Here is a 26024-nt window from a genome sequence, read left to right as displayed (position 1 = left end):
CGTGACAACGACCGCCACCCGTCCCGCGCCCTCGACCCGGCGGCACCACGTCGTCGGTCTCGCGTCGGCCTTCGGGATCGGGATGCTGGTAGCGGTCCAGTCACGCCTGAACGGTGAGCTCGGCGGCATCCTCGGCGACGGGGTTTCCGCGGCGCTGATCTCGTTCGGCTCCGGCCTGCTGATCCTGCTGGTCGCGTCGGCGGTGGTGCCTCCGGTGCGCCATGGGGTGGTCAAGGTCTGGCGCACTGTCCGGCGGCCGATGCGCGGGTACGGCGGTCTGCGCTGGTGGCAGTGTCTCGGCGGACTGTCGGGCGCGTTTCTCGTCGCGACGCAGTCGATCACCGTCTCCGTGATCGGTGTCGCGGTGTTCCTGGTGGCGGGTGTGGCCGGGCAGGCGATCAGCAGCCTGGTCGTCGACCGCCTCGGATTCGGTCCGGCCGGACCGCAGCCGCTCACCGCCGTACGGATTGTCGGTGCGCTGATCGCGCTGGTCGCGGTCGCTCTGGCTGTGTCGGAGCAGTTGAGTCACCCCGACGGTCTGATGCTCGCGATCCTGCCCGCGCTGGCCGGCGTCGGCAGTGCGGTGCAGCAGGCCATCAACGGGCGGGTGGCGCGGGCCGCGTCCTCCGATGCGTACGGCGCGGTCGCGGCCGGACTGGTGAACTTCCTGGTCGGATTCGTCGCGCTGCTGGCCGTATTCGCCGTCGACCTGGCGCTCCGCGGCGCGCCACGGCACCTGCCGAGCGAGCCCTGGCTGTACCTCGGCGGCGCGTGCGGCGTCATCTTCATCAGCGCCGCGGCCGCTGTCGTCCGAGTCGTCGGCGTGTTCGTGCTCGGCCTCGGCACGATCGCAGGTCAACTGATCGCGAGCCTGTTCATCGACGTCTTCCTGCCCGTCGCCGACAAGCCGGTGACCACCCCGGTCGTCGCCGGCACTCTCCTCGCACTGGTCGCCGTAGCCGTCGCCGCCGTACCCAACCTCCGTTACCGCTGACGGAAGTTCCCGAGGACACCTTGGGAGACGGCGACGCCGAGGAGTACGACGACGCCGCCGACGGGCTGGTACCAGGCGATGTGTTCGTGCAGGACGAGGACGCCGACGACGATCGAGAAGATCGGCATCAGGTACGTGACCATCGACGAGCGGCTGGCGCCGATCAGCCGGATGTTGCGCATGTTGAGCACGAACGCGAGTCCGCTGCCGAGCGCGCCGAGGGCGAGAACGCTCAGTACCGTCTTGGCCGACAGCGACCACGGAGCCGGGGGAGCGTGCCCGGTGACCAGGGGAGCGACGATTGCCAACTGCACCGTTGCACACAGCAACAAGCTGGTCGACAGCGCGGTGCCGGACAGCGTCGTCCCGGCCAGGAATCGTTTCTGGTAAGGGATTGCGAGCCCGTACGAGACCGCGGCCAGCATGCACAGCCCCTGGCCGAGGAGGTCCGAACCCGCCTGCACCTGCCAGGCCCCGAGGACGACGAGCATCCCGAGGAACCCGATCAGCAACCCGAATCCGCGCTGCGCCGAGAACTTCTCGGTCCGGAAGATCAGGACCGCGATCGGCAGTACGACCAGCGGGGTGATCCCGTTCCAGATGCCCGCGAGCAGCGACGGGATCCGCTCCTCGCCGTACCCGAACAGCGTCCACGGGATCGCCGAGCCGATCGCTCCGACCACGAACGAGTGCGCCCACAGCCGCGGGTCCCGCGGCAGCGGCTCGCGCTTCAGAGCGAGGATCGCGAGCAGTACGACGGACCCCGCGATCACCCGTCCGAGCGCGAGGTAGAGCGGCGGCAACTCGCGGACGCCGACCGAGATGAACAGGAAGCTGCAGCCCCAGATCGCGGCGAGCGCCACCATGGTGGGAAGCCAGGCCCGCACCGGGGCCGCCGTGCTGTCAGGAGTCGTTACGGTACTCACTCCTGACATCCTGCACTACTCCGCGGACAGTTCGCGCATTTTTATCCGCATTCGGGCAGGCAGTAGCGGCGGCTGTCAGGAGCGAGAGAGGATGACGCGCATGAGTGCCTTTGACAGCGCCTTTGATGTCGTCGCCGTCCGGAAGCAGTTCCCCGCGCTCGACGAGGGAGCGGCGCATTTCGACGGTCCCGGCGGTTCGCAGACCCCGCAGGCCGTCGCCGACGCGGTGGCGCGGACCATGACCTCGGCGCTGGCCAACCGCGGTCAGCTGACCGCCGCCGAGCGCCGGGCCGACGAGATCGTCGCCGGCGCCCGGCAGGCGATGGCCGACCTGCTCGGCACCACCGCGCAGGGGATCGTGTTCGGCCGCAGCATGACGCAGCTCACGTACGACTTCTCCCGCATGCTCGCCAAGACCTGGTCCGCGGGTGACGAGGTGATCGTCAGCCGCCTCGACCATGACGCGAACGTGCGTCCGTGGGTGCAGGCTGCCGAGGCCGTCGGCGTCACCGTCAAGTGGCTCGGCTTCGACCCCGAGACCTCGGAACTGGACGACATCGCCCCGCTGCTCACCGACCGCACCCGCCTGGTCGCGGTGACCGCCGCGTCCAACCTCCTGGGCACTCGCCCCGACACGCAGAAGATCGCCGACCAGGTCCACGAGGCCGGGGCGCTGATCTACGTCGACGGCGTCCACCTCACCGCGCACGCGCCGGTCGACGCGCGGTACGCCGACTTCTACGTCTGCTCGCCGTACAAGTTCTTCGGCCCGCATCTCGGCGCGCTGACCGCGGCGCCCGAACTGCTCGAGACGCTGAAGCCCGACAAGCTCCTGCCGTCGACGGACGTCGTACCGGAGCGTTTCGAGTTCGGGACGCTGCCGTACGAGCTGCTCGCGGGCACGACCGCCGCTGTCGACTTCATCGCCGGTCTCGCGGGCACCGGCGACACCCGGCGCGAGCGCCTGATCGGCTCGCTCGAAGCGGTCGAAGCGCATGAGGACGCGCTCCGCGACAACCTCGAGGCCGCCCTGAAGGCGATCCCCGGCGTCACCCTCTACGGCCACGCCGCGCACCGCACGCCGACCCTGCTCTTCACCGTCGACGGGCACACCCCGGCCGCGGTCGCCGAGCGCCTCGCGAAGGCAGGGGTGAATGCCCCGGCCGGTTCGTTCTACGCGTACGAGCCCGCCCGCCACCTCGGTCTCGGCCCGGCCGGTGCGATCCGCGCCGGTCTGGCGCCGTACACGGACCAGTCGGACGTCGACCGTCTCGTGGCCGCGGTCGCCGCCTTGACCGGCCCGAGAAGCACTAACTAAAGTCTCTGGGGAAAGTAACCCAGAGGGAGCCACGTGAGAGAACCGAGTGCTGTTTTCGTCCAGGTGGATCCCTCGGGAGAGTTGGTCGCACCGGCGCGCGCCGGTGCCGTGATCAGCTGGAGCGACGGCGCCGTGGAGGTCACGGCCCAGCGGATCTCCCGGGTTGCGCTCCGGTGGTCGGAGAAGCTGCCGAGCGATGCGCTGATCCTCGGCGATGCGTGGGAACGCTCGTACGGCGACCTGCAGTGGCGCCACCAGCAACCCGAGCGTCTGCTGCCGTGGTACTTCCTCGCCCACTCGGCGGCAGGCACGTTCGGTATGGGCGTCGACGTGCAGCCGAACGCGTTCTGCTCGTGGACCGTCGACGGTGACGGGTTCACCCTCTGGCTCGACCTGCGGAACGGCGGCGGCCCCACGCTTTTGGACGGTCGTACGCTGACAGCGGCAACCGTGCGACGATTCGAGGACGCCGGCACCCCTTGGCAGACCCTGCACGCAGCGGTCGCCTCCCTGAGCACCCGGCTACCGGCGCGACCTGAGCCCGCGCCGGTGGTCGGGGCCAACAACTGGTACTACGCGTACGGCGAGAACTTCGACGAGAAGGCCGTCCTCAAGGACGCGTCGACGATCGTCGAGCTCGCCGACGGTCACCCGGTGAAGCCGTTCAGCGTCGTCGACGACGGCTGGTACCCGGGCGGTATCGCCTCCGGCGGCCCCTGGGACCGCGGTACGCCGGGAGTCTTCGACGACCTGGCCGGTACGGCGGCCGCGATCAAGGCGATCGGTGCGCGTCCGGGCCTCTGGTTCCGTCCGCTCCTCGTGCGCGAGCCCAACTCCTCAGCCCGGCCGGGCCCCCACGACAAACCAGGCCGCGCCCTCGACCCGACCCGGCCCGAGGTCCTCGAGACAGTGCGCTCCGACCTCGAACGCTTCCGGTCCTGGGGCTTCGAACTGGTGAAGCACGACTTCAGCACCTACGACATCTTCGGCAACTTCGGTCCTGCCATGGGTTCGAGACTCACGACGGGCGACTGGCACTTCCATGACCCGTCACGGACCACGGCCGAGATCGTCCTCGCGTTCTACCGCGAGATTCGCGCGGCGGCCGAGGACGTCGTACTGATCGGCTGCAACACCGTCGGCCACCTCGCCGCCGGGCTCGTCGACGTCCAGCGGACCGGCGACGACACGTCCGGCCGGGACTGGGAGCGGACCCGGAAGATGGGTGTGAACACGCTCGCGTTCCGGCTCCCGCAGCACAACCGGTTCTTCACCGTCGACGCCGACTGTGTTCCCTGTACGCCGCAGACGCCGTGGGAACTGAACGAACGGTTCCTCGACCTCGTCGCGCGCTCCGGTACGGCGTTGTTCCTGTCGATCGATCCGGCCGCCCGGACGGAGCGCACGGACCGTGCGTTGCGCGACGGTATACGGTTGGCGCTCAGTGGTGGTGACACCTCGGGGATCGAGCCGGTCGACTGGCTCGTCAACACCACTCCGAACGAATGGCGGGCGGGCGACGGCACCATTCGTTACGACTGGTCGCAACCGTGGGGTGCGGATCCAATTGGTTAGACGGGGGACGAACCTCGATCGCGTCGGGGGATTCAACGACGCCGTGGTGCTGGACGCGATCCGCCGCAGCGAGCAGCTGAGCCGGGTCGAGCTGGCCGAGGCGACCGGCCTGTCCGGTCAGGCGATCTCCAACATCGTGCGCCGTCTCCTCGACGCCGGCCTGGTCCGTGAGGCCGGCCGGCTGCGCGGCGCCGGTCTCGGCAAACCACGGACCCTGCTCGAGCTCGAACCCACCGGCCAGTACGCCGTCGGCGTGCATCTGGATCCGTCGGTCGTCACCGTCGTACTGCTCGATCTCACCGGTGAGGTGGTCGCGCGGCGGCCGGTCGACCAGCACGCCGACGACCCCGGTCTGCTCATCGACGGCATCGCGAAGACGATCGAGGAAGTGATCGCAGCGTCCGGCGCACCGCGCGACCGGGTCACCGGTGTCGGGATCGCCGCGCCCGGTCCGATCGACGTCGAACGCGGTGTGGTCGTCGATCCGCCGAACCTCTCGACCTGGCACCTCGTTCCACTGCGCGACGAGTTGAGCGCGCGGACCGGTCTTCCTATCGTCCTGGACAAGGACGTGACCGCTGCCGCGTCCGCGGAGAAGTGGGCCGGTCAGGGCGGCAGCTTCGTGTTCTTCTACCTCGGCACGGGTGTCGGTGCCGGGCTGGTGATCGGTGACGAGGTGGTCCGCGGTTCGTCGAGCAACGTCGGCGAGATCGGTCATGTGATCGTCGACCCCGACGGGCCGCTCTGCTACTGCGGGCGGCGTGGGTGTGTCGGCGAGGCCAGCCAGCCCAAGTACCTGGTGGAGCAGGCGGTGCGCGCCGGCGTACTTGCCGAAGGCATCGACCTCGACGACCGGCTGGCGGTGGAAGCGGCGTTCGCCTCGGTGTGTGCGCAGGCCGGCGGTCCGGGCGCCGCCCGGGACATCCTCACCACGCTCGCGGACCGGATCGCCAAGGTGGTCGAGGACATCGCGAACCTGCTCGATCTGGAGCGCGTCGTCTTCGGCGGCCCGCACTGGGAGCAGCTCGCCTCGGTGCTGCACGACCGCGTGCGCACCGCGCTGGAAGGACGCTTCCTGCTGGCCGCGGTGCACCCGTTCGAGGTGACGGGTACGTCGCTCGGCGCGGACGTCGGCGCGATCGGCGCCGCCAGCCTGATCCTGGACCGGATGTTTTCCCCGAACCCCTCCCTTGCTGGTGAAAGGTAGAAGTGTTGATGATCGACCCCGAGGTCCTCGCCCGTGCCACGGCCGCCGTGCGACGGGCCACCGGTGACGACGTGATCGCGGAGATGTTCCAGCGCTCGATGGCCGGCAACCTCCCGGCCGTCGGCGAGCGGCTGCCGGACGGTACGACGTTCGTCCTGACCGGCGACATCCCGGCGATGTGGCTGCGGGACTCGGCCGCGCAGCTGCGCCCGTACCTGCTGCTGTGCAAGGACGATCCGGGCCTGCAGGACGTACTGATCGGCGTGCTGCACCGCCAGCTCGAGTACGTCGTCCTGGACCCGTACGCGAACGCCTTCAACAAGGAGGCGAACGGCGCCGGGCACACCTCCGACGAGACCGAGATGTCGCCGTGGGTGTGGGAGCGCAAGTACGAGATCGACTCGCTGTGCTTCCCGCTCGAGCTGGCGTACCGGCTGTGGCGGATCACCGGCCGCGCGGACGTCATCGACGACCGGTACCGGGCCGCGGCGGAGGCGATCGTCGAGCTGTGGACCGTGGAGCAGGACCACGAGGCGCGTTCGCCGTACCGCTTCCAGCGCCACGACGACCGCCCGTCGGACACGCTCGTCCGCGAGGGACGTGGGCGCCTGACGCGGCCGACCGGAATGTCGTGGAGCGCGTTCCGGCCGAGTGACGACGCGACGGAGCTGGGCTTCAACGTGCCCGGGAACATGTTCGCGTCGGTGGTGCTCGGGTACCTGCAGGAGATCGCGACCGAGGTCCTGCGGGACGAGCCGCTGGCCGATCGCGCGAAGGAACTGAAGGCCGAGATCGACGAGGGCATCACGTCACACGGCACGGTGGAGCACCCGTCGCACGGTCGGGTGTACGCGTACGAGGTCGACGGGCTGGGGGAGTCGTTGCTGATGGACGACGCCAACATGCCGAGCCTGCTGTCGATCCCGCTCACCGGGTACGCCGCCCCGGACGACCCGACGTACCTCGCAACGCGTTCGCTGCTGCTCAGCCCGGCGAACCCGTACTACTACAGCGGAACCGCAGCCGCCGGAATCGGCAGCCCACACACTCCGCCGCGCTACATCTGGCACATCGCCCTCGCCGTCCAGGGAATCTCCAGCACGTCGGCGGAGGAGCGCCAGCATCTCCTGGAACTCCTCCGCGACACCACCGGCGGCACCGGCCAGATGCACGAGGGCTTCGACGTCGACGACCCCCGCAAATTCACCCGCGAATGGTTCTCCTGGGCCAACGCCATGTTCTGCGAACTGGCCCTGGTCCACGCCGGCATCAGGTGACGTCGCGGCGGCGGGTGGTCCAGGCTGCCAGTACGGCGAAGATCGCACAGTAGGCGAGCAGGGTCAGGAGGGCTCGGCTGCCGCCGACTGCGTCGCGTACTCCTGGTGGGGCGTCGGTGGCTGCCATTCCGGTGACGCTGAAGACGAGGGAGCCGGCGTTGGTGCCGGGCAGGATGTTGGCGAGCCACTTCAGGCCCGGCAGCAGGCTGCTCACGACGCCGGCCAGCAACGTCTCGATGCCGAGGATCCAGACGACGCCGAGGCCGATCGGCAGTGCGACGTTGCGGAAGGCAACGGCCAGGACCGCGCCGGCGAGGCACCACATCATCAGGACCAGCCAGCCGCCCGCGAGTCCTTGCAGGAGATCCCCGACGCCGGGCCAGCTCATCGAGCCGTCTTCGGCGGCGGCGATGCCGACGCTGCAGAGTACGCAGGCGGCGAAGATGCCGAGCACCCAGAGCGCGATCATCGTGCCCAGCGCCAGGAACTGGGCACCGAGGATCGTCAGCCGTCGCGGGCGCTGGGTGAGGACGGTCTTCAGCGTTCCCCAGGTGTACTCGCCGCCGATCACGATCGCTCCCAGGACGAGCGCGAGCGCGCCGGCGAAGATCGGGTACCCGCCGATCGTGTTGTCCAGGATCCGCTCGGGGAGCATGCCGCGGAGGATCTCGGCGCGCGGTACGCCGTCGGTCTGCGGGTTCTCGTCGCCGGTCGCGTAGCCCAGGTACGGCAGCAGGTAGCCGAAGATCAGGCTCAGGACCAGTCCGGCGCCGAACAGCACCCAGACCGCGGAACGCTTGCGGAGCTTGAGGATCTCCGCGCGGTAGCTACCCAACATCGGCCTTCTCCTCCCCAGTTGACAGCTCGGTCGTGAGCTCGAAGAAGACGTCTTCGAGTGCTCGTTCGGTCGTGTGCAGCTCGGACACCTCGACGCCGGCCTCGACCAGCGTGCGGTTCACCTCGGCGGCCTTCGCCGGATCCACCTGCACCCGCAGCGTGTCGTCGTACTGGTGGACGCTGCCGAAGCGGGTCAGGATCGCCTGGGCCGTGTCCTTCGGCGTCGCCCGGACGACGAGTTCCTGCTCGCCGCGCAGCTCGTCGACGTTGTGCTCGGCAACCATCCGGCCGGCATTGATGATGCCGACCCGGTCGCAGATCTGCTGCACCTCGCCGAGCAGGTGGCTGGACAGCAGCACGGTCCGGCCTTCGGTGCCGAGCTCACGGATCAGGCGGCGCATGTCGCGCATCCCGGCCGGGTCGAGGCCGTTGGTCGGCTCGTCGAGGATCACCAGCTCCGGGTCCTTGAGGAGCGCGGCCGCGACCCCGAGGCGTTGCTTCATCCCCAGGGAGTACGTCGAGAACCGGTCCTTCGCGCGATCGGTCAGGTCGACGAGCTCCAGCACCTCGTCGATCCGCTGCCGCGACACCCCGGCGTACTCGGCGAGCAGCCGCAGGTTGTCGAGCCCGGACAGATACGGGTAGAACGCCGGCGACTCGATCATCGACCCGGTTCCTTTGAGCACCGCGGCGTCTCCCGGCCGCCAGCCCAGCACTCGCACCGTCCCACTCGTCGGCGCGATCAACCCGGTCAGGATCCGGAGCGTCGTCGTCTTCCCGGCGCCGTTCGGCCCGAGAAAGCCGTACACCTCACCCGGCAACACCTTCAGATCGACACCGTCAACCGCCAAGGTGCCGCCGTACCTCTTAGTCAGCCCACTGACCTCAACCAATGCATCCATACCTAGAGCGTGTCGCTCAAACCCCACCGGGCGCGTCACCTCGGGGGAGTGACCCGACCTACCCCTGGCGGAGTAGTCAGCTACTCGGGCTGGTCTCCAGCCGTTGCAGGCTCCCCGCCGCGAGAGCCTCCGCGACGTGCTCGACCCCGGCCCGAATGACCTCGCCGTATGCGCCGTCCGGCAGTCCTGGGAGATGCGCACGAGCTGCTGCGAGGTGCTCCTGCGCCAGCTCGACCTGTCCGAGCCGCCGGTAGTCGTCAGCCAGGTTCAGATAAAGCGAAGGAAGCCAACCGTCGTCGGCCACGTCCTCCAGCGCCCGCAGGTCCCACAGCAGCTCGTCTTCGGTTTCCTCCTGTACGTCGGCCAGGTAGTGCGCGATCGCGCAGCGGGTTTGCGGGTCTTGGGCTGCGTTCCACAGGTCGGTCAGCTGCTGACGGGCGGCTTCACGGTCCCCGGTGCGACCGAGTTCGACTGCTGCCGTGATTTCCTCGAGGTGCATCATGCGAGCACCCTCTGGGTTCGAGCGGCTCGAAGGTCAACCCAGCCAGCCGGGGCGGACCAGGCCCGTCTGGTAGGCGAGTACGACGAGTTGGGCGCGGTCGCGGACGCCGAGTTTGATCATCGCCCGGCTGACATGGGTTTTCGCGGTCGCTGGGCTCAGCACGAGGCGCTCGGCGATCTCGTCGTTCGACAGCCCTTCGCCGACCAGCGCGACGATCTCCTTCTCGCGTTCCGTGAGTACGTCGAGTTCCTTGCTCGCATGCGGTTGCCGGGACCGCGACGCGAACTCCGCCACCAGCCTCCGCGTCACCCCAGGCGACAGCAGCGCGTCACCGCGCGCCACCACCCGTACCGCCTGCAGCAGCTCGACCGGCTCGGTGTCCTTCACGAGGAACCCGCTGGCCCCGACCCGCAGCGCCTCGAACACGTACTCGTCGAGGTCGAACGTCGTCAGGATCACCACATGGACGTCGGCCAGCTCGGGATCCGCCCCGATCTGCCGGGTCGCCTCCAGCCCGTCCGTCCTCGGCATCCGGATGTCCATCAGCACGACGTCCGGCTTCTCCCGCCGCGCGACCGCGACCGCCTCGGCCCCGTCCGGCACCTCGCCGATCACCGTGATGTCGTCCTCGGCGTTCAGCAACGACCGAAACCCGGCCCGCACCAACGCCTGATCATCCGCCAGCAACACCCGAATCATGCGCTGGAGCTTATGCGAGCCCCGCGTCATGAGCGAGCAATGCGATCTGGGTGCGGTTCCCGAGCTCCAGCTTGGTGAGGATGTGCGAGATGTGCGCCTTGACCGTCGCCAGGCTCATGTACAGCTCGGTACCGATCTGCGCGTTCGCCTTGCCCTGCGCGACCGCGAGCATCACGTCGTACTCCCGCGGCGACAACCGCTGCAGCTTCGCCTGCGCAATCGTGTGCGCATCGGCCTGCGTGGCGGCGCGGTCCATCAGCCGCCGCGTGATCGCGGGCGACAGGATCGGGTCACCGGCCGCGACCCGTCGTACGGCGTCGACGATCTGCGCCGGCGGCGTGTCCTTCAGCAGGAATCCGCTCGCCCCGGCGCGGAGCGCATGCAGGACGTTCTCGTCGGTGTCGAAGGTGGTGAGCACCACAACCTCGGGCGGATTGGCCCGCGCCCGCACCCGCCGCGTGGCGACGATGCCGTCGACACGCGGCATCCGCAGGTCCATCAGCACGATGTCCGGGAAATGCGCGTCGACCGCGGCCGGTACCTCGTCCCCGTCGGCGGCCTGCCCGACCACGGAGATCCCGTTCGCGCCGTCGAGCATCATCTCGAGGCTGGCCCTGACCAACGCGTCGTCGTCCACCACCAGCACCCGGATCATGAGGGCCACGGTAGCGAGGCCTCCAGCCGGAACCCGCCACCGGGCACCCGCCCGTGGTCCAGCGTGCCGCCCGCGAGCTGCACACGCTCGGTCAGCCCGACCAGCCCGGTCCCGCTGCCGGGCGCCAGCGGCGTACCGTTCGACGCCGGGTTCGTCAGCTCGATCCGCAGCCTGTCGCCGGCCTCTCCGGCCACCAGCACGGTGACCGGATGCCCTGCCGCGTGCTTGCGAGCGTTCGTCAGCCCTTCCTGCACGACCCGGTACGCCGTCCTGCCGGTGGCCGGCGGCAACGACTCCGGGTCCGCCACCTGGTCGTCGTACGCGATCGTCGTACCCGCCTCCCGCGACTCCTCGACCAGCGCACGCAGATCCCCGAACGTCGGCTGCGGCCGCCCTTCGTACACATCCTCGTCGCGCAGGACGTTGATCACCTCACGCAGCTCGTCGAGCGCCTGATGTACGCCGGTCCGGATCACGCCGGCCGCCTTGGCCAGCTTCTCCGGCGACGAGTCCGGCCGGTACTCGAGCGCACCGGCGTACGTCGCGAGCAACGACAACCGATGAGCGAGTACGTCGTGCATCTCGCGCGCCATCTTGGTGCGCTCGTTGGACCGCGCCTCGGCGACCCGGCGCCCTTGCTCGGCCTCCGCGCGACGGGCCCGCTCCCGCAGCGACTCGAGCAACTGCTGCCGCGCCTGAGCGCCCTGGCCCCAACCGAGCAACGCGGCGTGCACGACCACGTCCAGTACGGCGAACCAGAGGAAGGGCAGACCGTGGATCGGTTGCCACAGGCCCTGAATCAGATGTGCTCCGGTGCCGAGGAGGGCGACCAGGACCGCAGTACGCAGTGGTCGGCGCATCGCGACGTTCAGCGTGCCAACGGTCGAGGGCGGCGTCGCGGCGGGGGAGAAGATCGCCAGCACGGCCAGGGCGATCGCGCCGTGCACCGGGCGGCGGACCACCACCGGGATCAGCGCGACGGAGACGAGACCGACCGCGATGTCGAGCAGCAGGAACTGCCGGTGCTCCGGGTCCGACAGCCGCCCGATGATCGTCATCGCGACCAGCACACCGATCGCGCCGGTCGCGACGACGTCCATCCACTTCGACGGCTTCTGCGGCGCGCACAACTCCTCCATGCCGCCGAGACTAGGCGGCCGCGGGCGATTCCCACCACCGACCAAAGTCGAACCCCCGCAGACTTCCGGCCGCCCCACCCCAGCTCCCCGGCCGATGCCCCGGACTCCTCCACCCCAGCAAGGTGATCCCACAACCCCATCACCTGAGGAGCTCCCGATGCAGAAGCAGACGACCCAGCAGCCCGCCCGCCACTCGAGCATGCCGGCCTCCGCCGCCGGCAACCAACTGCCGACTGCCCCGGAATTTTCTGCCGAACTGCCTACTTCTCGGGCGCCGCGTCGGGTCCCGGGGCGGAGTCGGCTGGCGGTTGTTGGGGTTGCTGCCCTGGCAGCGCTGGCGGACTGGGCGATCCTCGCCCCGCTCGCCGGCCTCACCCTGGAGGCCCGCCAAGGCGGCACTCAGCACATCGGCGCCGCCGCCGTCGTCGTCTCGACAATCTTCGTGTCCTTCGCCGGCTGGGCCTTGCTCTCGATCCTCGAACGCCGCACCCCGCGCGCCCGCACCATCTGGACCGTCGTCGCCACCATCGTCTGCATCACGTCCCTCGGCAGCCCGCTGACCAACGGCATCGGCCCCGGCGCCAAACTCGGCCTCGCGTCACTCCACCTCGTCGTCGGCGCGATCGTCATCCTCGGCCTCCGCCGCACCGCCTTCACCGCCGCCGAACGGTGCTAACTGCGCAGCCTGATAAAACCCCCGAATATGCGCGGTCACAAGTTCGGCCGCCTGCTCCGGCTCACCGCCCCGCACCGCCGCAAGGATCGCCCGGTGCTCTGATCGCAGCCCGCGGGCCGTCGCTTCCCAGTCCGGCAAATTGGGGACGGCGGCCAGCACGTACCCGTGGATCGCCGACCGCAACGACGTCATCACCGCGGCGATCAGCACGTTCCCGGCGAGCCCGGACAGCGCGACGTGGAACTCCGCGTCGAGCACATGGAACTCCGCCGGCGACAACCCGGCGTCGTCCATCCGGTCCAGCAGTTCCTCCGCGACCTTCAGCTCGCCCGCCCCGAGTTCCCGCGCCGCCGCCTCCCGCGCCGACCAGGACTCCAGCAGCAGACGGGTCTGCACGACGTCCCCCATCGGCAGGTGGTTGGTTGCCAGGTGCAACCGCAGTACGGCGGTCAGCGGCGACACCGGCTCCGCCACGATCACCGCACCCGCCTCCGGGCCGGATCCGGTCGCGGTCCGCACCACGCCCATCGCCTCCAGCACCCGGACCGCCTCCCGTACCGACGGCCGGCTGATCCCGAGCTGCTCGGCCAGCGCCCGCTCACCCGGCAACCGCCCGCCGATCCGCAGCCGCCCCGCCGCCAGGTCGGCCTCGACCCGATGCAGGACCAGCTCGTAGTTCTTCATGTGGACGACCCTACCGGTGTGGTCGGACCACAGGATAGGGTGTGGTCCGACCACAGATTCAGCCGGGAGTTGTGATGACCGATCGCCAGTTGCCCAAATGGTCCGAGTTGAAGCCGCTGCTGCGGCCGAAGCCGGTCACGGTGAACCCGACCGAGCGCCGGCTGGACAAGGCGCTGACGATCGCGGACCTGCGGGCGATCGCGAAGCGCCGGACGCCGCGCTCGGTGTTCGACTACACCGACGGCGCCGCCGAGGCGGAGATCAGTCTGCGCCGCGCCCGCCGGCTGTTCGCCGAGATGGAGCTGCAGCCGTCGATCCTGCGCGACGTGTCGGACATCGATCTCGGGACGTCGATCCTCGGCGGCCGCTCCGAGCTGCCGTTCGCGTTCGCTCCGACCGGGTTCACCCGGATGATGAACCACGAGGGCGAGAGCGCGGTCGTGAAGGTCGCCGAGCAGGCCGGCATCCCGTACGCGTTGTCGACGATGGGCACCACCTCGATCGAGGACGTGGCGGCCGCGGCCCCGAACGCGCGCAAGTGGTTCCAGCTGTACGTGTGGAAGGACCGCACGGCCGGTGAGGACCTGGTGAAGCGGTCGGCCGCCGCCGGGTACGAGGCGCTGATGCTGACCGTCGACGTACCGGTCGCCGGCGCTCGTCTCCGCGACGTACGCAACGGCTTCACGATCCCGCCGTCGCTGACCGCGAAGACCGTCCTGGACGCGTCGCTGCACCCGGCCTGGTGGGCGAACCTGCTCACCACGCGACCGCTGACGTTCGCGTCGCTGTCCACGTGGGACGGCACGGTCGCCGAGCTGCTCGACAAGCTGTTCGACCCGACGATGACGATCGACGACCTGAACTGGCTGCGCTCGATCTGGGACGGCCCGCTGATCGTCAAGGGCATCCAGACCGTCGAGGACGCGCGCCGGGTGGTCGACGCGGGCGCCGACGCGGTCGTGCTGTCCAACCACGGCGGTCGCCAGCTGGACCGCGCCCCGACACCGCTCCGCATCCTCCCGGAGGTCCGCAAGGCGATCGGGACCGACGCGGAGATCTACCTCGACACCGGCATCATGTCCGGCGCCGACATCGTCGCCGCGATCGCGCTCGGCGCGGACGCCTGCTTGGTCGGCCGCGCGTACCTGTACGGCCTGATGGCCGGCGGCCAGCGCGGCGTCGCCCGCGCCGCGGACATCCTCACCAAGGAGGTCCGCCGCACAATGGCCCTACTCGGCGTCTCCAGCGTCGCCGAACTGAACCCGTCCCACGTGAAATTGCCCTGAGCCCTACAGCGGCAGGGTTGCCGTGATTCGGAGGCCGCCGGCCGGTGTGCGGTTGGCGGTCAGGGTGCCGCCGAGGGCGGTGGCGCGTTCGCGCATGCCGGAGATGCCGTTGCCTTCCGTCGGTGCCGCGGCCAGGCAGTCGCCGTTGTCGTCGATCTGCAGTACCAGCGTCTGTTCGCCGTACTGAATTCGAACCGTCGCCGACGTCGCGCGCGCATGCCGTACGACGTTCGTCAGCGACTCCTGAACGATGCGGAACGCTGCCCGGTCGAGCCCGCTCGGCAGCGGCCGCGGCTCGCCGTGAACGATCTTGTGCACCTCGAGCCCGGCCCTCTCGGTCCGGCTGATCAGGTGGTCCAGGTGATCGAGGCCGGCCACCGGCGTACGGGGCGCGGACTCGTCGGACTGACGCAGTACGCCGACGATCGACCGCAGCTCGACCAGCGCTTCCTTGCTCGCGTCCTTGATCGCGGACAGCGCCGGAGCGGCCTGCTCGGGCTGCCGGTCGACCAGGTGCAGCGCGGTCGACGCCTGGACGTTGATGAGCGAGATGTGGTGTGCCACGACATCGTGGAGCTCCTGCGCGATCCGCAGCCGTTCCTCGCCGGCTCGGCGCAGTTCTTCCTCCTCGCGGGTCCGCGCCGCCGCCATGACGCGGTCGCGATGCGCGCGGAACAGTTCGGCGAGGAACCCGAGCACGCAGAAGCACGTGCCGACGAGCAGGACCTGGTACACGCCCTGCTCGTTGATGCCGAGGATCATTCGCCCGCCGACATGCCCGACGTACAAGGTGACCAGCCCGACCCAGCCGGCCAGCCGGTGACCGAGCCGGATCGTGGTGAACACCGCGATCACGAACGCGAACACGACCGGGCCCCACGGGTACTCGCGGAGCATGTAGATCAGCGTCGAGACGACAGTTGCCCACAGCACCGGGATCGGCCTGGTGCGCAGCCAGTACAGGGACAGCGCGCCGACCAGCAGCAGGACCACCATGAACCAGTCGGGCTCGTGGCGATCGGTCTGACCGCGCGACGCGCCGAACGACCCCACCACCGAGAACACGGCCAGCAGCACCGGCAGCAGGACGCGGCGCACGCGGGCCCCCAGAGTCGGGACAGGTTCAGTCACAGTACGAAACCGTAGATGGCTCACGTGGCGATGTCATCGTCGCCACGGAGTACTTCGGTCTGCGCCCGCTGCGGTAGCTCAGTACTTGACCTTGTAGATCTTGTCCTCGTACGCCTGCCCGTAGTACTCCTCGAGCGTCGCGAGCTCCTCGTCCTGCCGCTCCAGCGCCTTCGCGATCCGCGGGCGGCTCGGCATCGCGTCCGGGTTCCAGGTCTCGGGCTTCCACAGCTGGGACCGCAGGAACGCCTTCGAGCAGTGGTGGAAGATCTCCTCGATCTCGACCAGCAGGGCCAGCTGCGGACGGTTGCCCTTCACGACCATCTCGTCGAAGAACGGCGCCTCGCGGACGATCCGCGCGCGGCCGTTGATCCGCAGCGTGTCGCCGCGGCCGGGCAGGAAGTAGATCAGCCCGACGTGCGGGTTGGAGAGGATGTTGGTGAACCCGTCGACCCGCCGGTTGCCGGCGCGCTCGGGAATCGCGATCGTGCTCGCGTCGAGAATCTTGGTGAACCCGGCCGGGTCGCCCTTGGGGGAGACGTCGCATGTACCGTCCTCGGCGGACGTGGCCACGAGGCAGAACGGCGACGCCGCGAGCCACTCGCGATCCAGGTCGTGCAGCTCCTTGCGCGCCTTACCCGCGGCCGCGGCCAGCGGTTGCGGGACGATCTCCCGCAGCTCTTCCTGGGTAGTGATTTCGACCAGTCCGGGAATCTCCATCAGGCGGCGTTCTCCTCTACCAGCGACGGCGTGGCGTCCTCGTTGACGGCCCTCGTCCGCGCAGCCCATCGTACGGCGGGACCAGTTGCGCAACTGGTCCCCAGGAACAGTGCACCGACCACCAGCCAGCCGATCGGACCCCATCCGAGGATGACCGTGGTGAGCAGCGCCGGGCCGAGCATCCGGGCGATCGCGGGGCCGGTGCCGAAGAAGCCCTGGTACTGCCCCTGCTTGTCAGCCGGCGCGAGTCCGAAGCTGATCTCCCAGGCGCCGGAGGCGAGCTTCATCTCGCCGAGGGTCAGCAGCGCGGCGGCAACCACGAGTACGGCGGCGGTGACCGGGGCGCTCAGGTCGGCGGCGGTGATCGCGAAGACGGCGCAGGCGGCCAGCATCGCAACTCCGGCGTACCGGACGCTGCGGGACGCGGTGCGGAGATCCTTGACGCTCTTCGCGATCCGGACCTGGAAGAACGTGACGCCGAGCGTGTTCACGATCATCAGCGAGGCCACGACCCAGCTGGGAGCGTTCGTGCGGGTGACGATCCAGAGCGGTCCGACCAGGCTGATCAGCGGCATGAAGAGCAGCATCACCGCATTGATCAGCGCGAGAACGGCGTACGGACGGTCGTGCAGCACCGCCAGCCGCGGCTCACCCACAACCCGGAGGGTCCGCGCGATCGACGGCACCCGGCGCAGCAGCCCGGCGGCGATCAGGAAGCTGAGCGCATCGATCCCGAACACGATCAGGTACGCCGCTTCGCTGTCGAAGCGGAGCGCCACGCCCCCGAGGAGCGCGCCGAGCGCAAGCCCCGCGTTCACCGTGGACTGCAGGAACGCGCGGATCCGGGTGCGCTCCGCCGGGGCGACCAGCCCGGCCAGCAACGCCTGCCGCGCCGCAGTGAGCCCTGTCTGGCTGCACGCGTAGACGATGGCGGCGATGAGGAAGGCTGCGAAGCTCCTGACGACCAGGAACGACGCGACAGCCGTTGCCGTCGTCAGCGCCAGCAGGACCGCGGTGCCGCGCGCACCTCGTCGGTCCGCGAGGTTGCCGAGCGGTACGCCTGCCAGGAAGCCCACCAGCCATGCGATCGTCAGCCCGAGCCCGACCTCCGCGGTCGAGAGCCCGACGACGCGGGTGAAGAACAACGCCGAGGTGACGACGAACGCACCGTCGCCGACCGAGTTCGCCAACTGCGCCATCGCCAGGTCCCGCGGCGCTCCGGCCGGGGGAAGCATCTGCCTAAGTCTGCTGGTCATGTTCCTGAGCCTAGGGGAGTAGCGGCCCAGCCCAGAGATCCATTGTCATCGCGAAATCGTGGGCCACTTTGCCTTGTGGACAATCCGGAACGGCGGCCTGAATCGCGGCACCTTTAGAGGTATGAGCTTCGAGAACCTCTCGGCCACCTGGGCCGACCAGCCACTCACCGACCCCGTCCTCGCCGCCGACGCCGTAGACCTGATGGTCAGCCTCGGCGACCGCCGCCGAGGCACCCTCACCGTCCTGATCTGCGACCCCGACGCCCGTTACCTGGCCACCGTGCTCGTGGGCCTCCCAGAATCCGCCGCCGCAGACCTCCGCCGCCCGCAGTCACAGCTTCAGCCACCTGCTGACGCCCAACCACCCAGTCCCGCCGAGCTGTGCGGGGCTGTCCTCGATCCGGTCATCCCCGCCGTCCACACCGCTCCCGGCACAGGTCTCATCCTGACCCTGGGCCGACCAGGTCCCGCCGGCCTGACCGACGTCGACCGCCAGTGGGCCCACGCCGCGACCACCATCTGCGAGGCCGCCGGCATCCGCCTACTCGGCTTCTACACAGCCACCAAGGACGGAGTCCACCGCAACGACCTCAGCGCCACCGCAGTCGCCGCGTGAACCGATCTCGACGGTGGAGCGCGGCGTACTGCGCGGGATCTCGCTGCGCCGTCACCGCACCCCACGCGGCCGGAACTGAATGCTGATCCGCGGCCCGACACGCCCCGTCGCCTTCGGAATCGCATGCTCCCAGGTCCGCTGACACGAGCCACCCATGACGATCAGATCCCCATGCCCCAAGGGATACCGAACAGTCGACCCGACCGGCCCACTAGACGCCCCCGGCCTCGGCCGCAGCGCCAGCACCCTGGGCTCACCCACGGACAGGATCGCCACCATCGTGTCCTCGTGGTTCCCGCGCCCGATCCGATCCCCGTGCCACGCGACGCTGTCCCGCCCGTCGCGGTAGAAACACAACCCCGCCGTACGGAACGGCTCACCCAACTCGTCCGCGTAGTGCGCGCTCAACGCATCCCGAGCCTCGTCCAGAATCGGCACCGGCAACTCCGCGTTCTCTCCGTAGAAACACAACAACCGAGGCACATCCACCACCCGGTCGTACATCTGCCGCCGCTCCGCCTGCCAAGGCACCTCCCGAGCCAGCCGCTCATACACCTGATCCGCCCCCGTCAACCACCCCGGCAGCACATCAACCCAGGCCCCCCGCCCCAGTTCAGCCCGCACCACCCCACGCAAATCCCCCAACAAAGGATCCGCAAAAGCATCCAGCAACGACCCCTGAAGCTCACCACCCATCCCCCCACCCTACCCGAAACTCGAACAAACGTTCCCCTACCACCAAATCCCCACCACCCACCCCCGCCCCACCCAACACAACCACCGCCCCGACCACCCCACCCCAACTCACTCCACCCCACGACCACCAAGCCCCACCTCTTCCCCGCACGACCCACCACCAGCCTCAGTTGCCCACCCCGAAGCCCTCACCCCGAAGCCTCACCCCGAAGCCTCACCCTGAAGCCCGGCCCTGAAGCCCGGCCCTGAAGCCCGGCCCTGAAGCCCGGCCCTGAAGCCCGGCCCCGAAGGCCGCCGCACCGAAGCCCTCCGCACCGAAGTCCTCCGCACCGAAGTCCTCCGCTCCGAAGCCCTCCGCTCCGAAGACCTACCCCTCGCCCCGATGCCCGGCCTGGCGCCCGTTCTGGCGCCCCGCCCTGACGCCCTCCGCCTCGACCCCTCGATCCGACCCCCCGCCCCCGAAGTCCAGGGTCTTGCGCACCTACGTCTTGCGCCCGGGTTCCTGCGCCCGAGGTCCCGCGCCCCGCGCTCCGCGCCCCACGCCACGCCCCTGACGCTCCTTCAGCCTTCGCGTCGATGACCGAGGCAGCGCCACGTCCGTGGATGCATGCCCATGCCCTCTCCCGTGAGCACCCCAATCCCCGCCGCAAGCCCGCCAAGTCCCACCGGCCACGCGGGGGCGCGCTCCGCCTACTGGGCCCCGTCTGGACCCGCTCCGCCCACGGTCGCCCCGCCGGCACGTACTCCACCGACGCATGCTCGCCCACACTCCGCGCGCTCAAACAGGCCTTCATCGGCTGGATGCAGCCGATCCACGCCGCGATCCATCCTGCCGCCCAGGGCCGCAGGCCGCCCCTCCCGCACGCCAAACCGCCCCGACTCGCCATCGCATACACGTTTCCCGACACACCGAACCTGTGACGTTTCCCCTTGTGGATAAGGGAAAACTCCCCGCCACCAACTTGATCACCCAACCCTGCATCACATAGAATCGAACACATGTTCGAGCGAGATCTGGAAACGCTAACCACCCGCGACCTGCTAGAGCAGGCCGCGGACTGCCGCACAGTGGCCAACCTGGCCGACGCGCGCCTCCTGGAATGCGCCCAGACCTACGCCGACCGCTTCCACCCCTCCATCTGCCCAACCCGCCCAACCCGCCGCGCCCACGACGGCCGCGAACGAGCCGTCATCCTTGGCGGCGAAGGCTGCCCAGAAATAGCGGAGTTCGCGATCGCCGAGTTCGCCGTCGTACTCGGTGTCTCACCCGGCGTAGGCCGCGACCTCCTCGCCGATGCCCTAGCCCTACGCCACCGCTTCCCCCGAACCTGGTCCCGCGTCCAAGCCGGCGAAGCCACCCCCTGGAAGGCCCGCCAGATCGTCCGAGCCTGCACCAAACTCGACCACGCCGCCGCGGAGTACGTCGACCGCCGCGTCGCCGCGATCATCGACACCATCCCACCCCACCGACTCGAAAAGATCGCCCGCGCCGCCCGCCAACAGGCAGACCCCGCAGCCGCAGCCGACCAGGCCGCAGCGGCCGCCGACGACCGCGGCGTACACATCGGCCGCGGCGACGGCCACGGCAACAAAACCATCTACATCAAAGCGGCCGCAGCAGCCGTCAACCGCTGCAACGCAACCATCACCGACATCGCCGAAGCCCTCAAAACCTTCGGCGACACCCGCCCCGTTCAACACCGCCGCGCCGACGCCATCGAAATCCTCGCCGACCCCCGCTACACCCAAGAACTCCTCAACCAAGCCCGCAACCACCCCCACCCGACCCCCGCCACCCCACCAACCACCCCCGAACCAAACACCAACGAACCCCGCACCCCCGACTACCCCGCGCCCGCGCACAACGCAGCACCCCAGTACGACGCGGCGGCGCAGGACGAGGCGGCGCAGGACGAGGCGGCGCAGGACGAGGCGGCGCAGGGGAACGACCTGCCGCTCCAGGACGACGTTGTGCAAGACGACGTGGAGGTGCGGAACGACCTGCCGGTGCAGGACGACGCGGTGGTACAGGACGACGTGGTGCAGGACGGGGTGCAAGACGACTCGGTGGCGCATGGCGGGGTGGTGCGCAACGACCCGATGATGCAGGAGGACGTGGAGCCGGTAGGTCCGCTGGACGATCCGTGGCTGGAAGCTGCCGCGCCCTACGATCCCGACCCACCAACCGACCCGTTCGATCGGCGAACATCACCCGATCCAACGGACCCACGAACCGAACCCGACCAGGGCTCGGCGATGGATGCTGCCGCGCGCCGAGCACTCCGCGCCCGGCTCGCCCAGATCAAGCAAGACGCCTACGCCACCCCGAGCTATCCCACCCACCCGGCCGAAGCGGCCACCCCGGCCAAGCTGGCCACCGAGGGCAGCCCGGCTACCCAGGGCAACCCGGGTACCCAAGGCAAGCCGGCCACCCCGGGCAACCAGGTCACCCCGGGCAACCAGGTCAACCCGGTCAACCCGGTCAACCCGCCCGACCTGTCGGCGGCATGTCCGAGGACGCCGATCCTGGACAGTTCAGGTGACTCGGGCAGGTCAGGCGAGCCGGGCAGCTCGGGTGACTCGGATAGATCGGGTGAGGTCTCGTGCTCGGATGTGCCGGTGCGGCCGGGTGATGAGATCAGGGGACAGGTGCGCCCAGATTCGGGGCGGGTAGGTCGGGTGCGGGCTGGGCAGGTGCGTCCGGGGCAGACCGAGGTGGTTGTGCATCTCACTGACTACACGTTGGCTACCGGCAGCGGCGTACTGCGTGCCGAGGACATCGGGCCGCTGCTCGCGGCGCAGCTCGGCGAGCTTGTCGGGTATGGCCCGTACACCGTCAAACCGGTGATCGACCTCAACGACGCCGTGAGCGTCGACGCGTACGAGATCCCCACCCGGATCCGCGACCGCGTCCGATTCACCCATCCCGTCGAACTCTTTCCATACGGCACCCGCGAAACCACCAACACCATCGACCTCGACCACATCAAGACCTACGCCCCATACGGACCCAGCGGACAGACGAGCACCACGAACCTCGCACCTCTCGGCCGCTTCGGGCATCGGGTGAAGACCCACGCGCGTGGATGGAGCGTGCGCCGGATCGACGACAGGACTCTCGAATGGAGGACACCCCACGGCTTCACCTTCCAGGTCGACCCCAACGGCACCCACCGAACCGACCCATGAGTCCCATCAGTCCCAGTTGAGTCCCCATCGCACTCAACCTGAGCGCAGCTAGTTAGAAGCCCCGCCCCGTCCTACCCGCTGCCGCTGCCCGTGGTCTCGTGCGCTGCGTGCCCCGGCTCAGCATTCCTGCCTGATCTCTTCCTCAGCTGTTCATGCCTTCACCCGTTCGCGCGCTCCACCTCCCGTCTCCGTCCTACCGCGGCACCCGTGGCCTGTCCGTGAACGTCTGCGCTGCATGACGTACCCCGTGAGCTCCTGAGCCGTGTGTCTGCGCGGTGTGCATGCGCCGCGTGGCCCGCCCCGTTCCCTCCTGCGCTGGGTGACTTGCCCCGTGACCTAGTGCGCTGGGTACCTGCGCGGTGAGCACCTGCGCCGCGGGCCTGCGCTGTGAACTTCCTGCGCCGCGTGACCCGCGTGACCTGCCGCGTGAACGCCTGCGCTGCATGACTTGCGACGTGAGCTCCTGAGCCGTGAGCCTGCGCCTGCTTGACCTGTGCCGTGTGGCCTACGCCGTGACCTCTTGCGGGGCATGCCCAGCACTGTGACCTTCTGCGGGCCAGTGGCCTGCACCGCGTGTCCTGCCGCGTGTTCTGTCGCGGGTGTCCTGTCCTGCATGTCATGGGCGTGGTCTGCGGCGGGGCGGCATGCTGAGGGGGCGTCGCGGAGGTGTTTGGCTGCGGGAGGAGGGCTGCCTGTGGGGTCAGGGTGATGAGGTGGTGGGTAGGTCGGGCGGGCTCTGGTTGTGGTTGGAGGGGTTAGGGCTGGGGGTGAGGCCGAGGGGTGGGTAGTCGGGGTGGGTGGCGTAGCGGTTGGCGATTTGTTGGATGTCGGTTTCGGCTTGTGGCCAGGTGTCGGGGGCCAGGGCGCGTAGTGCGTGGACGGCGGTGTCCAGGCGGGCACAGAGACTTGGGGCGTCGGGGTCGCCTGCGGTTTGGGACGCCTGCAAGCGTGCTAGGCAGAACGACCGGATGGCCGGGAGGTTCTCGTACGGGAACACTCGGGCAGTCTTGCGTAGATCGTCGTTGGTCACGAACGAGTTGGCGCAGGCCGCCAGTTGGCTCAGGCTGCCGGCAGAGTCGCGGCGTGGACCTGTGGATCGACAAGACTGCTGTGTGTCGAGGGCAGCGTGTCGGGAGGTTCAATGTCGCGAGTACTGATCCGGAACGTGTCTGTGCTGGTCGTTCCTGAGCAAGGGGAGTGTCGGGTAGACGAGGCGCAGGACATTCATGTGCAGGACGACCGGATCGTCGCGATCACGCCAACAGGCGCGCCAGACGAACAAGACGCGACAGGTGAACCAGACGCGCGAACAGCACAGGGCGCGCGACGAACACGAGACGCGACGGGAACACAGGGCGCGCGAGGAGCACAAGACGCGACGGGAACACCGGGCGCGCGAGGAGCAGAAGGCGCGCGAGGAGCACAGGACGCGTCCCGAGCACCGGGCGCGCCAGGAGCACTAGGGGCGAGTGAACCGCCTGGCGAGGTGATTGACGGGGGTGGGTTGTTGGCGGTGCCTGGGTTGGTTAATTCGCATACGCATAGTCCGATGGTGATGATGCGGGGGGCTGCGGAGGATTTGGCGATTGAGGACTGGTTCAATCGGCGGATTTGGCCGATGGAGGTGAATTTGACGGCGGAGCGGGTGCGGGTCGGTGCGCGGCTGGCGTGTGCGGAGATGTTGCTCGGTGGTGTGACCACGTTTGTCGATCATTACTTCCACGCTGACCAGATTGCTGCCGCCGCGATCGAGTCCGGGATCAGGGCGGATCTCGCCCCGACGTTCTTCTCGTCGGCAGGACAGGACGCGATCGATGCCGCGTTCGAGACCACTCGCGACCTGAGCACGAGACATCCGCGGATCACCGCGAGTCTCGGCCCGCACGCGACGTACACGGTGACCGACGAGGATCTGCGGCGTACGGCGGGTCGTGCGCGGGCCGACGGGCGACGGATCCACCTGCATGCCTCCGAGACTGAGGACCAAACGCGGGCCTCGCTCGAGAAGCACGGTGTGACGCCGATTCAGGTGCTCGAGCAGACCGGTGTTCTCGAGGCCGGGGCCCTGATAGCGCACGGCTGCGGTATCCGGGAGGAGGATCTGCCGATTCTCGAGCGGTACGCCGACCGTACGACGGTCGCGTCCTGCCCGAAGGTGTACCTCAAGCTCGCGATGGGCGAGGTGACCCCGATCAAGGGACTGCGGTCAGTCGGCGTCGACGTGGGTATCGGGACCGACGGAGCCGCCGTACACAACACTCTCGACGTCTGGGAAGCGATCCGCATGGTCGCCCTCACCCAGAAGCAGCGCGAACACGACGCCGAATGGATGACCCTCTCCGACACACTCCGCTTCGCCACTCGGGGAAGCGCTGCGGCCGCTGGGCTCAAGGACCAGATCGGCGTACTCGAGCCCGGCCGCCAAGCCGACATCGCCCTGGTCGACCTGAGCGCACCGCACAACCAGCCGATCCACGACGCACGCGCCGCGCTGGTGTACTCCGTACGAGCCTCCGACGTCGTCACTGTGCTCGTCGCCGGCCAGGTCGTGGTGCGCGACCGTCAGCTCACGACCATGGACCTGACAGAAGTCCTCGCCGAAGCGAAGGACCTGGCCCACACCCTCGTCGATCTCTCTCAAGGCGGTGCCGTCCAGCACTACGCCCCGTGATGCACACTTCTCCCTATGCATGCGGACCTCGGTTCCTGGCGGAGGGCGCCGTTCACGGGCGGCGGCCTGACCTATGACTGCTTCGAGAAGGGCGAAGGGCCCGGTGTTGTGCTGATCCCGGAGATCCCTGGGCTCACGCCCGAGGTGGCCGCCTTCGGGGAGCATCTGGTGAGCGAGGGGTTCACGGTCGTGATCCCGTCGCCGTTCGGTACGCCGGGACGCCCGGAGACCACCGGGTACGCGCTGGGCGTGATCGCGCGACTGTGTGTCTCGAAGGAGTTCCGGTGTTTCGCGGCGAACGCCGAGCGCCCGATCACGAAGTACTTGCGAGCCGTCGCGACTGATCTGGCCGCGCGCACGCCGGGGCGCGGGGTCGGTGTGATCGGGATGTGCTTCACCGGAGGGTTCGCGCTCGCGACCGCGGTCGAGGACGTGGTGAAGGCGCCGGTGCTGAGCCAGCCGTCGACGCCGTTCGCGGTGAGCGCGAAGCTGCGGCGTGATCCTGGACTGTCGCAAAAGGAGCTCGAGGCGGTCAAGGAACGCACGCAGACCGACGGCCTCTGCGTCCTTGGGATGCGGTTCAGCAAGGACCGGATGGCGCCGGCTGAGCGGTTCGTCACGCTCCGTGCACAGCTGGGTGACGCGTTCGAGGTGATCGAGCTGGACTCGGCGCCGGGCAACCCGGACGGGTACGGGCGGCGCGCGCATTCGGTGCTCACCCGGGACCTGCGTGAGGACCCTCCGAACTCGGCGTACCGCGCCCGGACACGGACCGTTGAATTCCTCCGCGGCCACCTCACGAGGAGCACCTGACAGCAACGGCCCGGCGACGGTCCGTGGGGAAATGTCAAAACCACGTTGGGTAACCCGCACGGTGTGATTTGGTGCCCCTGGGATGGGGAATTCTGGCACTGCCTGGGGGTTGATCGTTGCGGTCCGCAAGTGCGGGGGAGCGGTGGGTGACGCCGTTGTTGTTCCTCTGGTCGTGGGTACCGCAGACATGGCACGATCAGCCACCAGAGGCACTACAGGGGACGCGCAATGGCGGGTGTCATGCACTGGACGAGTGAG

At 69.1% G+C, this 26024-nt stretch carries 23 protein-coding genes; 11 read left to right on the top strand and 12 right to left on the bottom strand.

Annotated elements, in window-relative coordinates; translation table 11 throughout:
- Position 1 precedes the first annotated feature (1 nt).
- Positions 2 to 994 (top strand): DMT family transporter, encoded by a 993-nt coding sequence (locus tag E0H92_RS39475; protein ID WP_131463285.1) that lies wholly within the window; start codon positions 2 to 4, stop codon positions 992 to 994.
- Here the strand turns inward: E0H92_RS39475 and E0H92_RS39470 are convergent.
- A complete protein-coding gene (locus tag E0H92_RS39470; RefSeq protein ID WP_202874069.1) occupies positions 985 to 1920 on the bottom strand; it encodes a DMT family transporter in 936 nt (311 codons plus the stop codon). The genes E0H92_RS39475 and E0H92_RS39470 overlap by 10 nt on opposite strands.
- A 100-nt stretch (positions 1921 to 2020) precedes the next feature.
- Here E0H92_RS39470 and E0H92_RS39465 point away from each other — a divergent pair, with 100 nt between their 5' ends.
- From E0H92_RS39465 to E0H92_RS39450, 4 genes are read left to right on the top strand one after another with little or no spacing between them, the layout of a single operon-like run.
- Entirely contained in the window at positions 2021 to 3238 is a 1218-nt protein-coding gene (locus E0H92_RS39465; RefSeq protein ID WP_131463287.1) for a cysteine desulfurase-like protein, read from the top strand.
- 33 nt (positions 3239 to 3271) lie between these two features.
- Positions 3272 to 4813 carry a glycoside hydrolase family 36 protein gene (locus E0H92_RS39460; protein ID WP_131499918.1) on the top strand — a complete coding sequence of 514 codons (1542 nt, stop codon included), beginning with the start codon at positions 3272 to 3274 and terminating at the stop codon, positions 4811 to 4813.
- Complete coding sequence (locus tag E0H92_RS39455) at positions 4806 to 6020, top strand: ROK family transcriptional regulator (protein WP_238173796.1); 1215 nt, start codon at positions 4806 to 4808, stop codon at positions 6018 to 6020. Before E0H92_RS39460 ends, E0H92_RS39455 begins: the two co-directional genes overlap by 8 nt.
- 8 nt (positions 6021 to 6028) lie before the next feature.
- Positions 6029 to 7297, top strand: coding sequence for a glycoside hydrolase family 125 protein (locus E0H92_RS39450; protein WP_131499917.1), 1269 nt, complete (start codon positions 6029 to 6031; stop codon positions 7295 to 7297).
- On the opposite strand, the gene E0H92_RS39445 is transcribed toward E0H92_RS39450, so the two are convergent.
- The 6 genes from E0H92_RS39445 to E0H92_RS39420 form a co-directional block, all read right to left on the bottom strand.
- On the bottom strand, positions 7290 to 8135 hold the full coding sequence (locus E0H92_RS39445; RefSeq protein ID WP_131463290.1) for an ABC transporter permease: 846 nt from the start codon (positions 8133 to 8135) through the stop codon (positions 7290 to 7292). The genes E0H92_RS39450 and E0H92_RS39445 overlap by 8 nt on opposite strands.
- Positions 8125 to 9036 (bottom strand): ABC transporter ATP-binding protein, encoded by a 912-nt coding sequence (locus E0H92_RS39440; RefSeq protein WP_131499916.1) that lies wholly within the window; start codon positions 9034 to 9036, stop codon positions 8125 to 8127. The genes E0H92_RS39445 and E0H92_RS39440 overlap by 11 nt, the downstream gene beginning before the upstream one ends.
- A 76-nt stretch (positions 9037 to 9112) precedes the next feature.
- Complete coding sequence (locus E0H92_RS39435) at positions 9113 to 9538, bottom strand: hypothetical protein (protein WP_131499915.1); 426 nt, start codon at positions 9536 to 9538, stop codon at positions 9113 to 9115.
- Positions 9539 to 9571: 33 nt separating this feature from the next.
- Complete coding sequence (locus E0H92_RS39430; protein ID WP_131499914.1) at positions 9572 to 10237, bottom strand: response regulator; 666 nt, start codon at positions 10235 to 10237, stop codon at positions 9572 to 9574.
- Between the two features lie 10 nt (positions 10238 to 10247).
- Entirely contained in the window at positions 10248 to 10892 is a 645-nt protein-coding gene (locus E0H92_RS39425) for a response regulator (RefSeq protein WP_131293914.1), read from the bottom strand.
- A complete protein-coding gene (locus E0H92_RS39420) occupies positions 10889 to 12031 on the bottom strand; it encodes a sensor histidine kinase (protein WP_131499913.1) in 1143 nt (380 codons plus the stop codon). Before E0H92_RS39420 ends, E0H92_RS39425 begins: the two co-directional genes overlap by 4 nt.
- A gap of 157 nt (positions 12032 to 12188) precedes the next feature.
- Here E0H92_RS39420 and E0H92_RS39415 point away from each other — a divergent pair, with 157 nt between their 5' ends.
- Positions 12189 to 12707, top strand: a complete 519-nt coding sequence (locus E0H92_RS39415) for a DUF6069 family protein (RefSeq protein ID WP_131499912.1) — start codon at positions 12189 to 12191, stop codon at positions 12705 to 12707.
- Here the strand turns inward: E0H92_RS39415 and E0H92_RS39410 are convergent.
- Positions 12630 to 13391, bottom strand: a complete 762-nt coding sequence (locus E0H92_RS39410) for a FadR/GntR family transcriptional regulator (protein WP_202874067.1) — start codon at positions 13389 to 13391, stop codon at positions 12630 to 12632. The genes E0H92_RS39415 and E0H92_RS39410 overlap by 78 nt on opposite strands.
- A 74-nt stretch (positions 13392 to 13465) precedes the next feature.
- Here E0H92_RS39410 and E0H92_RS39405 point away from each other — a divergent pair, with 74 nt between their 5' ends.
- Positions 13466 to 14677, top strand: a complete 1212-nt coding sequence (locus E0H92_RS39405) for an alpha-hydroxy acid oxidase (protein WP_131499911.1) — start codon at positions 13466 to 13468, stop codon at positions 14675 to 14677.
- Positions 14678 to 14680: 3 nt separating this feature from the next.
- Here the strand turns inward: E0H92_RS39405 and E0H92_RS39400 are convergent, their stop codons facing one another.
- From E0H92_RS39400 to E0H92_RS39390, 3 genes are all read right to left on the bottom strand, one after another.
- Positions 14681 to 15808 (bottom strand): sensor histidine kinase, encoded by a 1128-nt coding sequence (locus E0H92_RS39400; RefSeq protein WP_238173795.1) that lies wholly within the window; start codon positions 15806 to 15808, stop codon positions 14681 to 14683.
- A 78-nt stretch (positions 15809 to 15886) separates the two neighbouring features.
- Positions 15887 to 16525 (bottom strand): pyridoxamine 5'-phosphate oxidase family protein, encoded by a 639-nt coding sequence (locus tag E0H92_RS39395; protein ID WP_131499910.1) that lies wholly within the window; start codon positions 16523 to 16525, stop codon positions 15887 to 15889.
- Positions 16525 to 17781: an MFS transporter gene (locus E0H92_RS39390; protein WP_131499909.1), complete on the bottom strand. Its 1257-nt coding sequence runs from the start codon at positions 17779 to 17781 to the stop codon at positions 16525 to 16527. The genes E0H92_RS39395 and E0H92_RS39390 overlap by 1 nt, the downstream gene beginning before the upstream one ends.
- 121 nt (positions 17782 to 17902) lie before the next feature.
- Between E0H92_RS39390 and E0H92_RS39385 the strand changes: the two genes are divergently transcribed.
- The gene (locus E0H92_RS39385; protein WP_131499908.1) at positions 17903 to 18397 is read left to right on the top strand and encodes a hypothetical protein; all 495 of its coding nucleotides are present in this window, start codon (positions 17903 to 17905) and stop codon (positions 18395 to 18397) included.
- 51 nt (positions 18398 to 18448) lie between these two features.
- Here E0H92_RS39385 and E0H92_RS39380 read toward each other — a convergent pair whose 3' ends face one another.
- A complete protein-coding gene (locus tag E0H92_RS39380; protein ID WP_275670133.1) occupies positions 18449 to 18952 on the bottom strand; it encodes an alpha-ketoglutarate-dependent dioxygenase AlkB in 504 nt (167 codons plus the stop codon).
- 1140 nt (positions 18953 to 20092) lie between these two features.
- Between E0H92_RS39380 and E0H92_RS45370 the strand changes: the two genes are divergently transcribed.
- The 3 genes from E0H92_RS45370 (at position 20093) to E0H92_RS39360 (ending at position 25766) form a co-directional block, all read left to right on the top strand.
- Positions 20093 to 22282 carry a hypothetical protein gene (locus tag E0H92_RS45370; RefSeq protein WP_131499906.1) on the top strand — a complete coding sequence of 730 codons (2190 nt, stop codon included), beginning with the start codon at positions 20093 to 20095 and terminating at the stop codon, positions 22280 to 22282.
- A 1141-nt stretch (positions 22283 to 23423) separates the two neighbouring features.
- Positions 23424 to 24953 (top strand): amidohydrolase family protein, encoded by a 1530-nt coding sequence (locus E0H92_RS39365; protein ID WP_131499905.1) that lies wholly within the window; start codon positions 23424 to 23426, stop codon positions 24951 to 24953.
- A gap of 15 nt (positions 24954 to 24968) precedes the next feature.
- Positions 24969 to 25766 (top strand): dienelactone hydrolase family protein, encoded by a 798-nt coding sequence (locus E0H92_RS39360; protein WP_131499904.1) that lies wholly within the window; start codon positions 24969 to 24971, stop codon positions 25764 to 25766.
- Positions 25767 to 26024 lie beyond the last annotated feature (258 nt).

Origin of the sequence: Kribbella speibonae, from assembly GCF_004331375.1 — a bacterium.
In the GTDB taxonomy this organism is placed as follows: domain Bacteria; phylum Actinomycetota; class Actinomycetes; order Propionibacteriales; family Kribbellaceae; genus Kribbella; species Kribbella sindirgiensis.
Note: the sequence above shows the minus strand (reverse complement) of the source record. Positions and strands in the feature narration are given on the sequence as shown.

Bases quoted from the DNA above. Each gene is read 5' to 3' on its own strand.
- E0H92_RS39465 (WP_131463287.1), top strand. From the start codon at position 2,021: ATGAGTGCCTTTGACAGCGCCTTTGATGTCGTCGCCGTCCGGAAGCAG.
- E0H92_RS39450 (WP_131499917.1), top strand. From the start codon at position 6,029: ATGATCGACCCCGAGGTCCTCGCCCGTGCCACGGCCGCCGTGCGACGG.
- E0H92_RS39445 (WP_131463290.1), bottom strand. From the start codon at position 8,135: ATGTTGGGTAGCTACCGCGCGGAGATCCTCAAGCTCCGCAAGCGTTCC.
- E0H92_RS39440 (WP_131499916.1), bottom strand. From the start codon at position 9,036: ATGGATGCATTGGTTGAGGTCAGTGGGCTGACTAAGAGGTACGGCGGC.
- E0H92_RS39435 (WP_131499915.1), bottom strand. From the start codon at position 9,538: ATGATGCACCTCGAGGAAATCACGGCAGCAGTCGAACTCGGTCGCACC.
- E0H92_RS39430 (WP_131499914.1), bottom strand. From the start codon at position 10,237: ATGATTCGGGTGTTGCTGGCGGATGATCAGGCGTTGGTGCGGGCCGGG.
- E0H92_RS39425 (WP_131293914.1), bottom strand. From the start codon at position 10,892: ATGATCCGGGTGCTGGTGGTGGACGACGACGCGTTGGTCAGGGCCAGC.
- E0H92_RS39420 (WP_131499913.1), bottom strand. From the start codon at position 12,031: ATGGAGGAGTTGTGCGCGCCGCAGAAGCCGTCGAAGTGGATGGACGTC.
- E0H92_RS39415 (WP_131499912.1), top strand. From the start codon at position 12,189: ATGCAGAAGCAGACGACCCAGCAGCCCGCCCGCCACTCGAGCATGCCG.
- E0H92_RS39410 (WP_202874067.1), bottom strand. From the start codon at position 13,391: ATGAAGAACTACGAGCTGGTCCTGCATCGGGTCGAGGCCGACCTGGCG.
- E0H92_RS39405 (WP_131499911.1), top strand. From the start codon at position 13,466: ATGACCGATCGCCAGTTGCCCAAATGGTCCGAGTTGAAGCCGCTGCTG.
- E0H92_RS39395 (WP_131499910.1), bottom strand. From the start codon at position 16,525: ATGGAGATTCCCGGACTGGTCGAAATCACTACCCAGGAAGAGCTGCGG.
- E0H92_RS39390 (WP_131499909.1), bottom strand. From the start codon at position 17,781: ATGACCAGCAGACTTAGGCAGATGCTTCCCCCGGCCGGAGCGCCGCGG.
- E0H92_RS39385 (WP_131499908.1), top strand. From the start codon at position 17,903: ATGAGCTTCGAGAACCTCTCGGCCACCTGGGCCGACCAGCCACTCACC.
- E0H92_RS45370 (WP_131499906.1), top strand. From the start codon at position 20,093: ATGTTCGAGCGAGATCTGGAAACGCTAACCACCCGCGACCTGCTAGAG.
- E0H92_RS39365 (WP_131499905.1), top strand. From the start codon at position 23,424: ATGTCGCGAGTACTGATCCGGAACGTGTCTGTGCTGGTCGTTCCTGAG.
- E0H92_RS39360 (WP_131499904.1), top strand. From the start codon at position 24,969: ATGCATGCGGACCTCGGTTCCTGGCGGAGGGCGCCGTTCACGGGCGGC.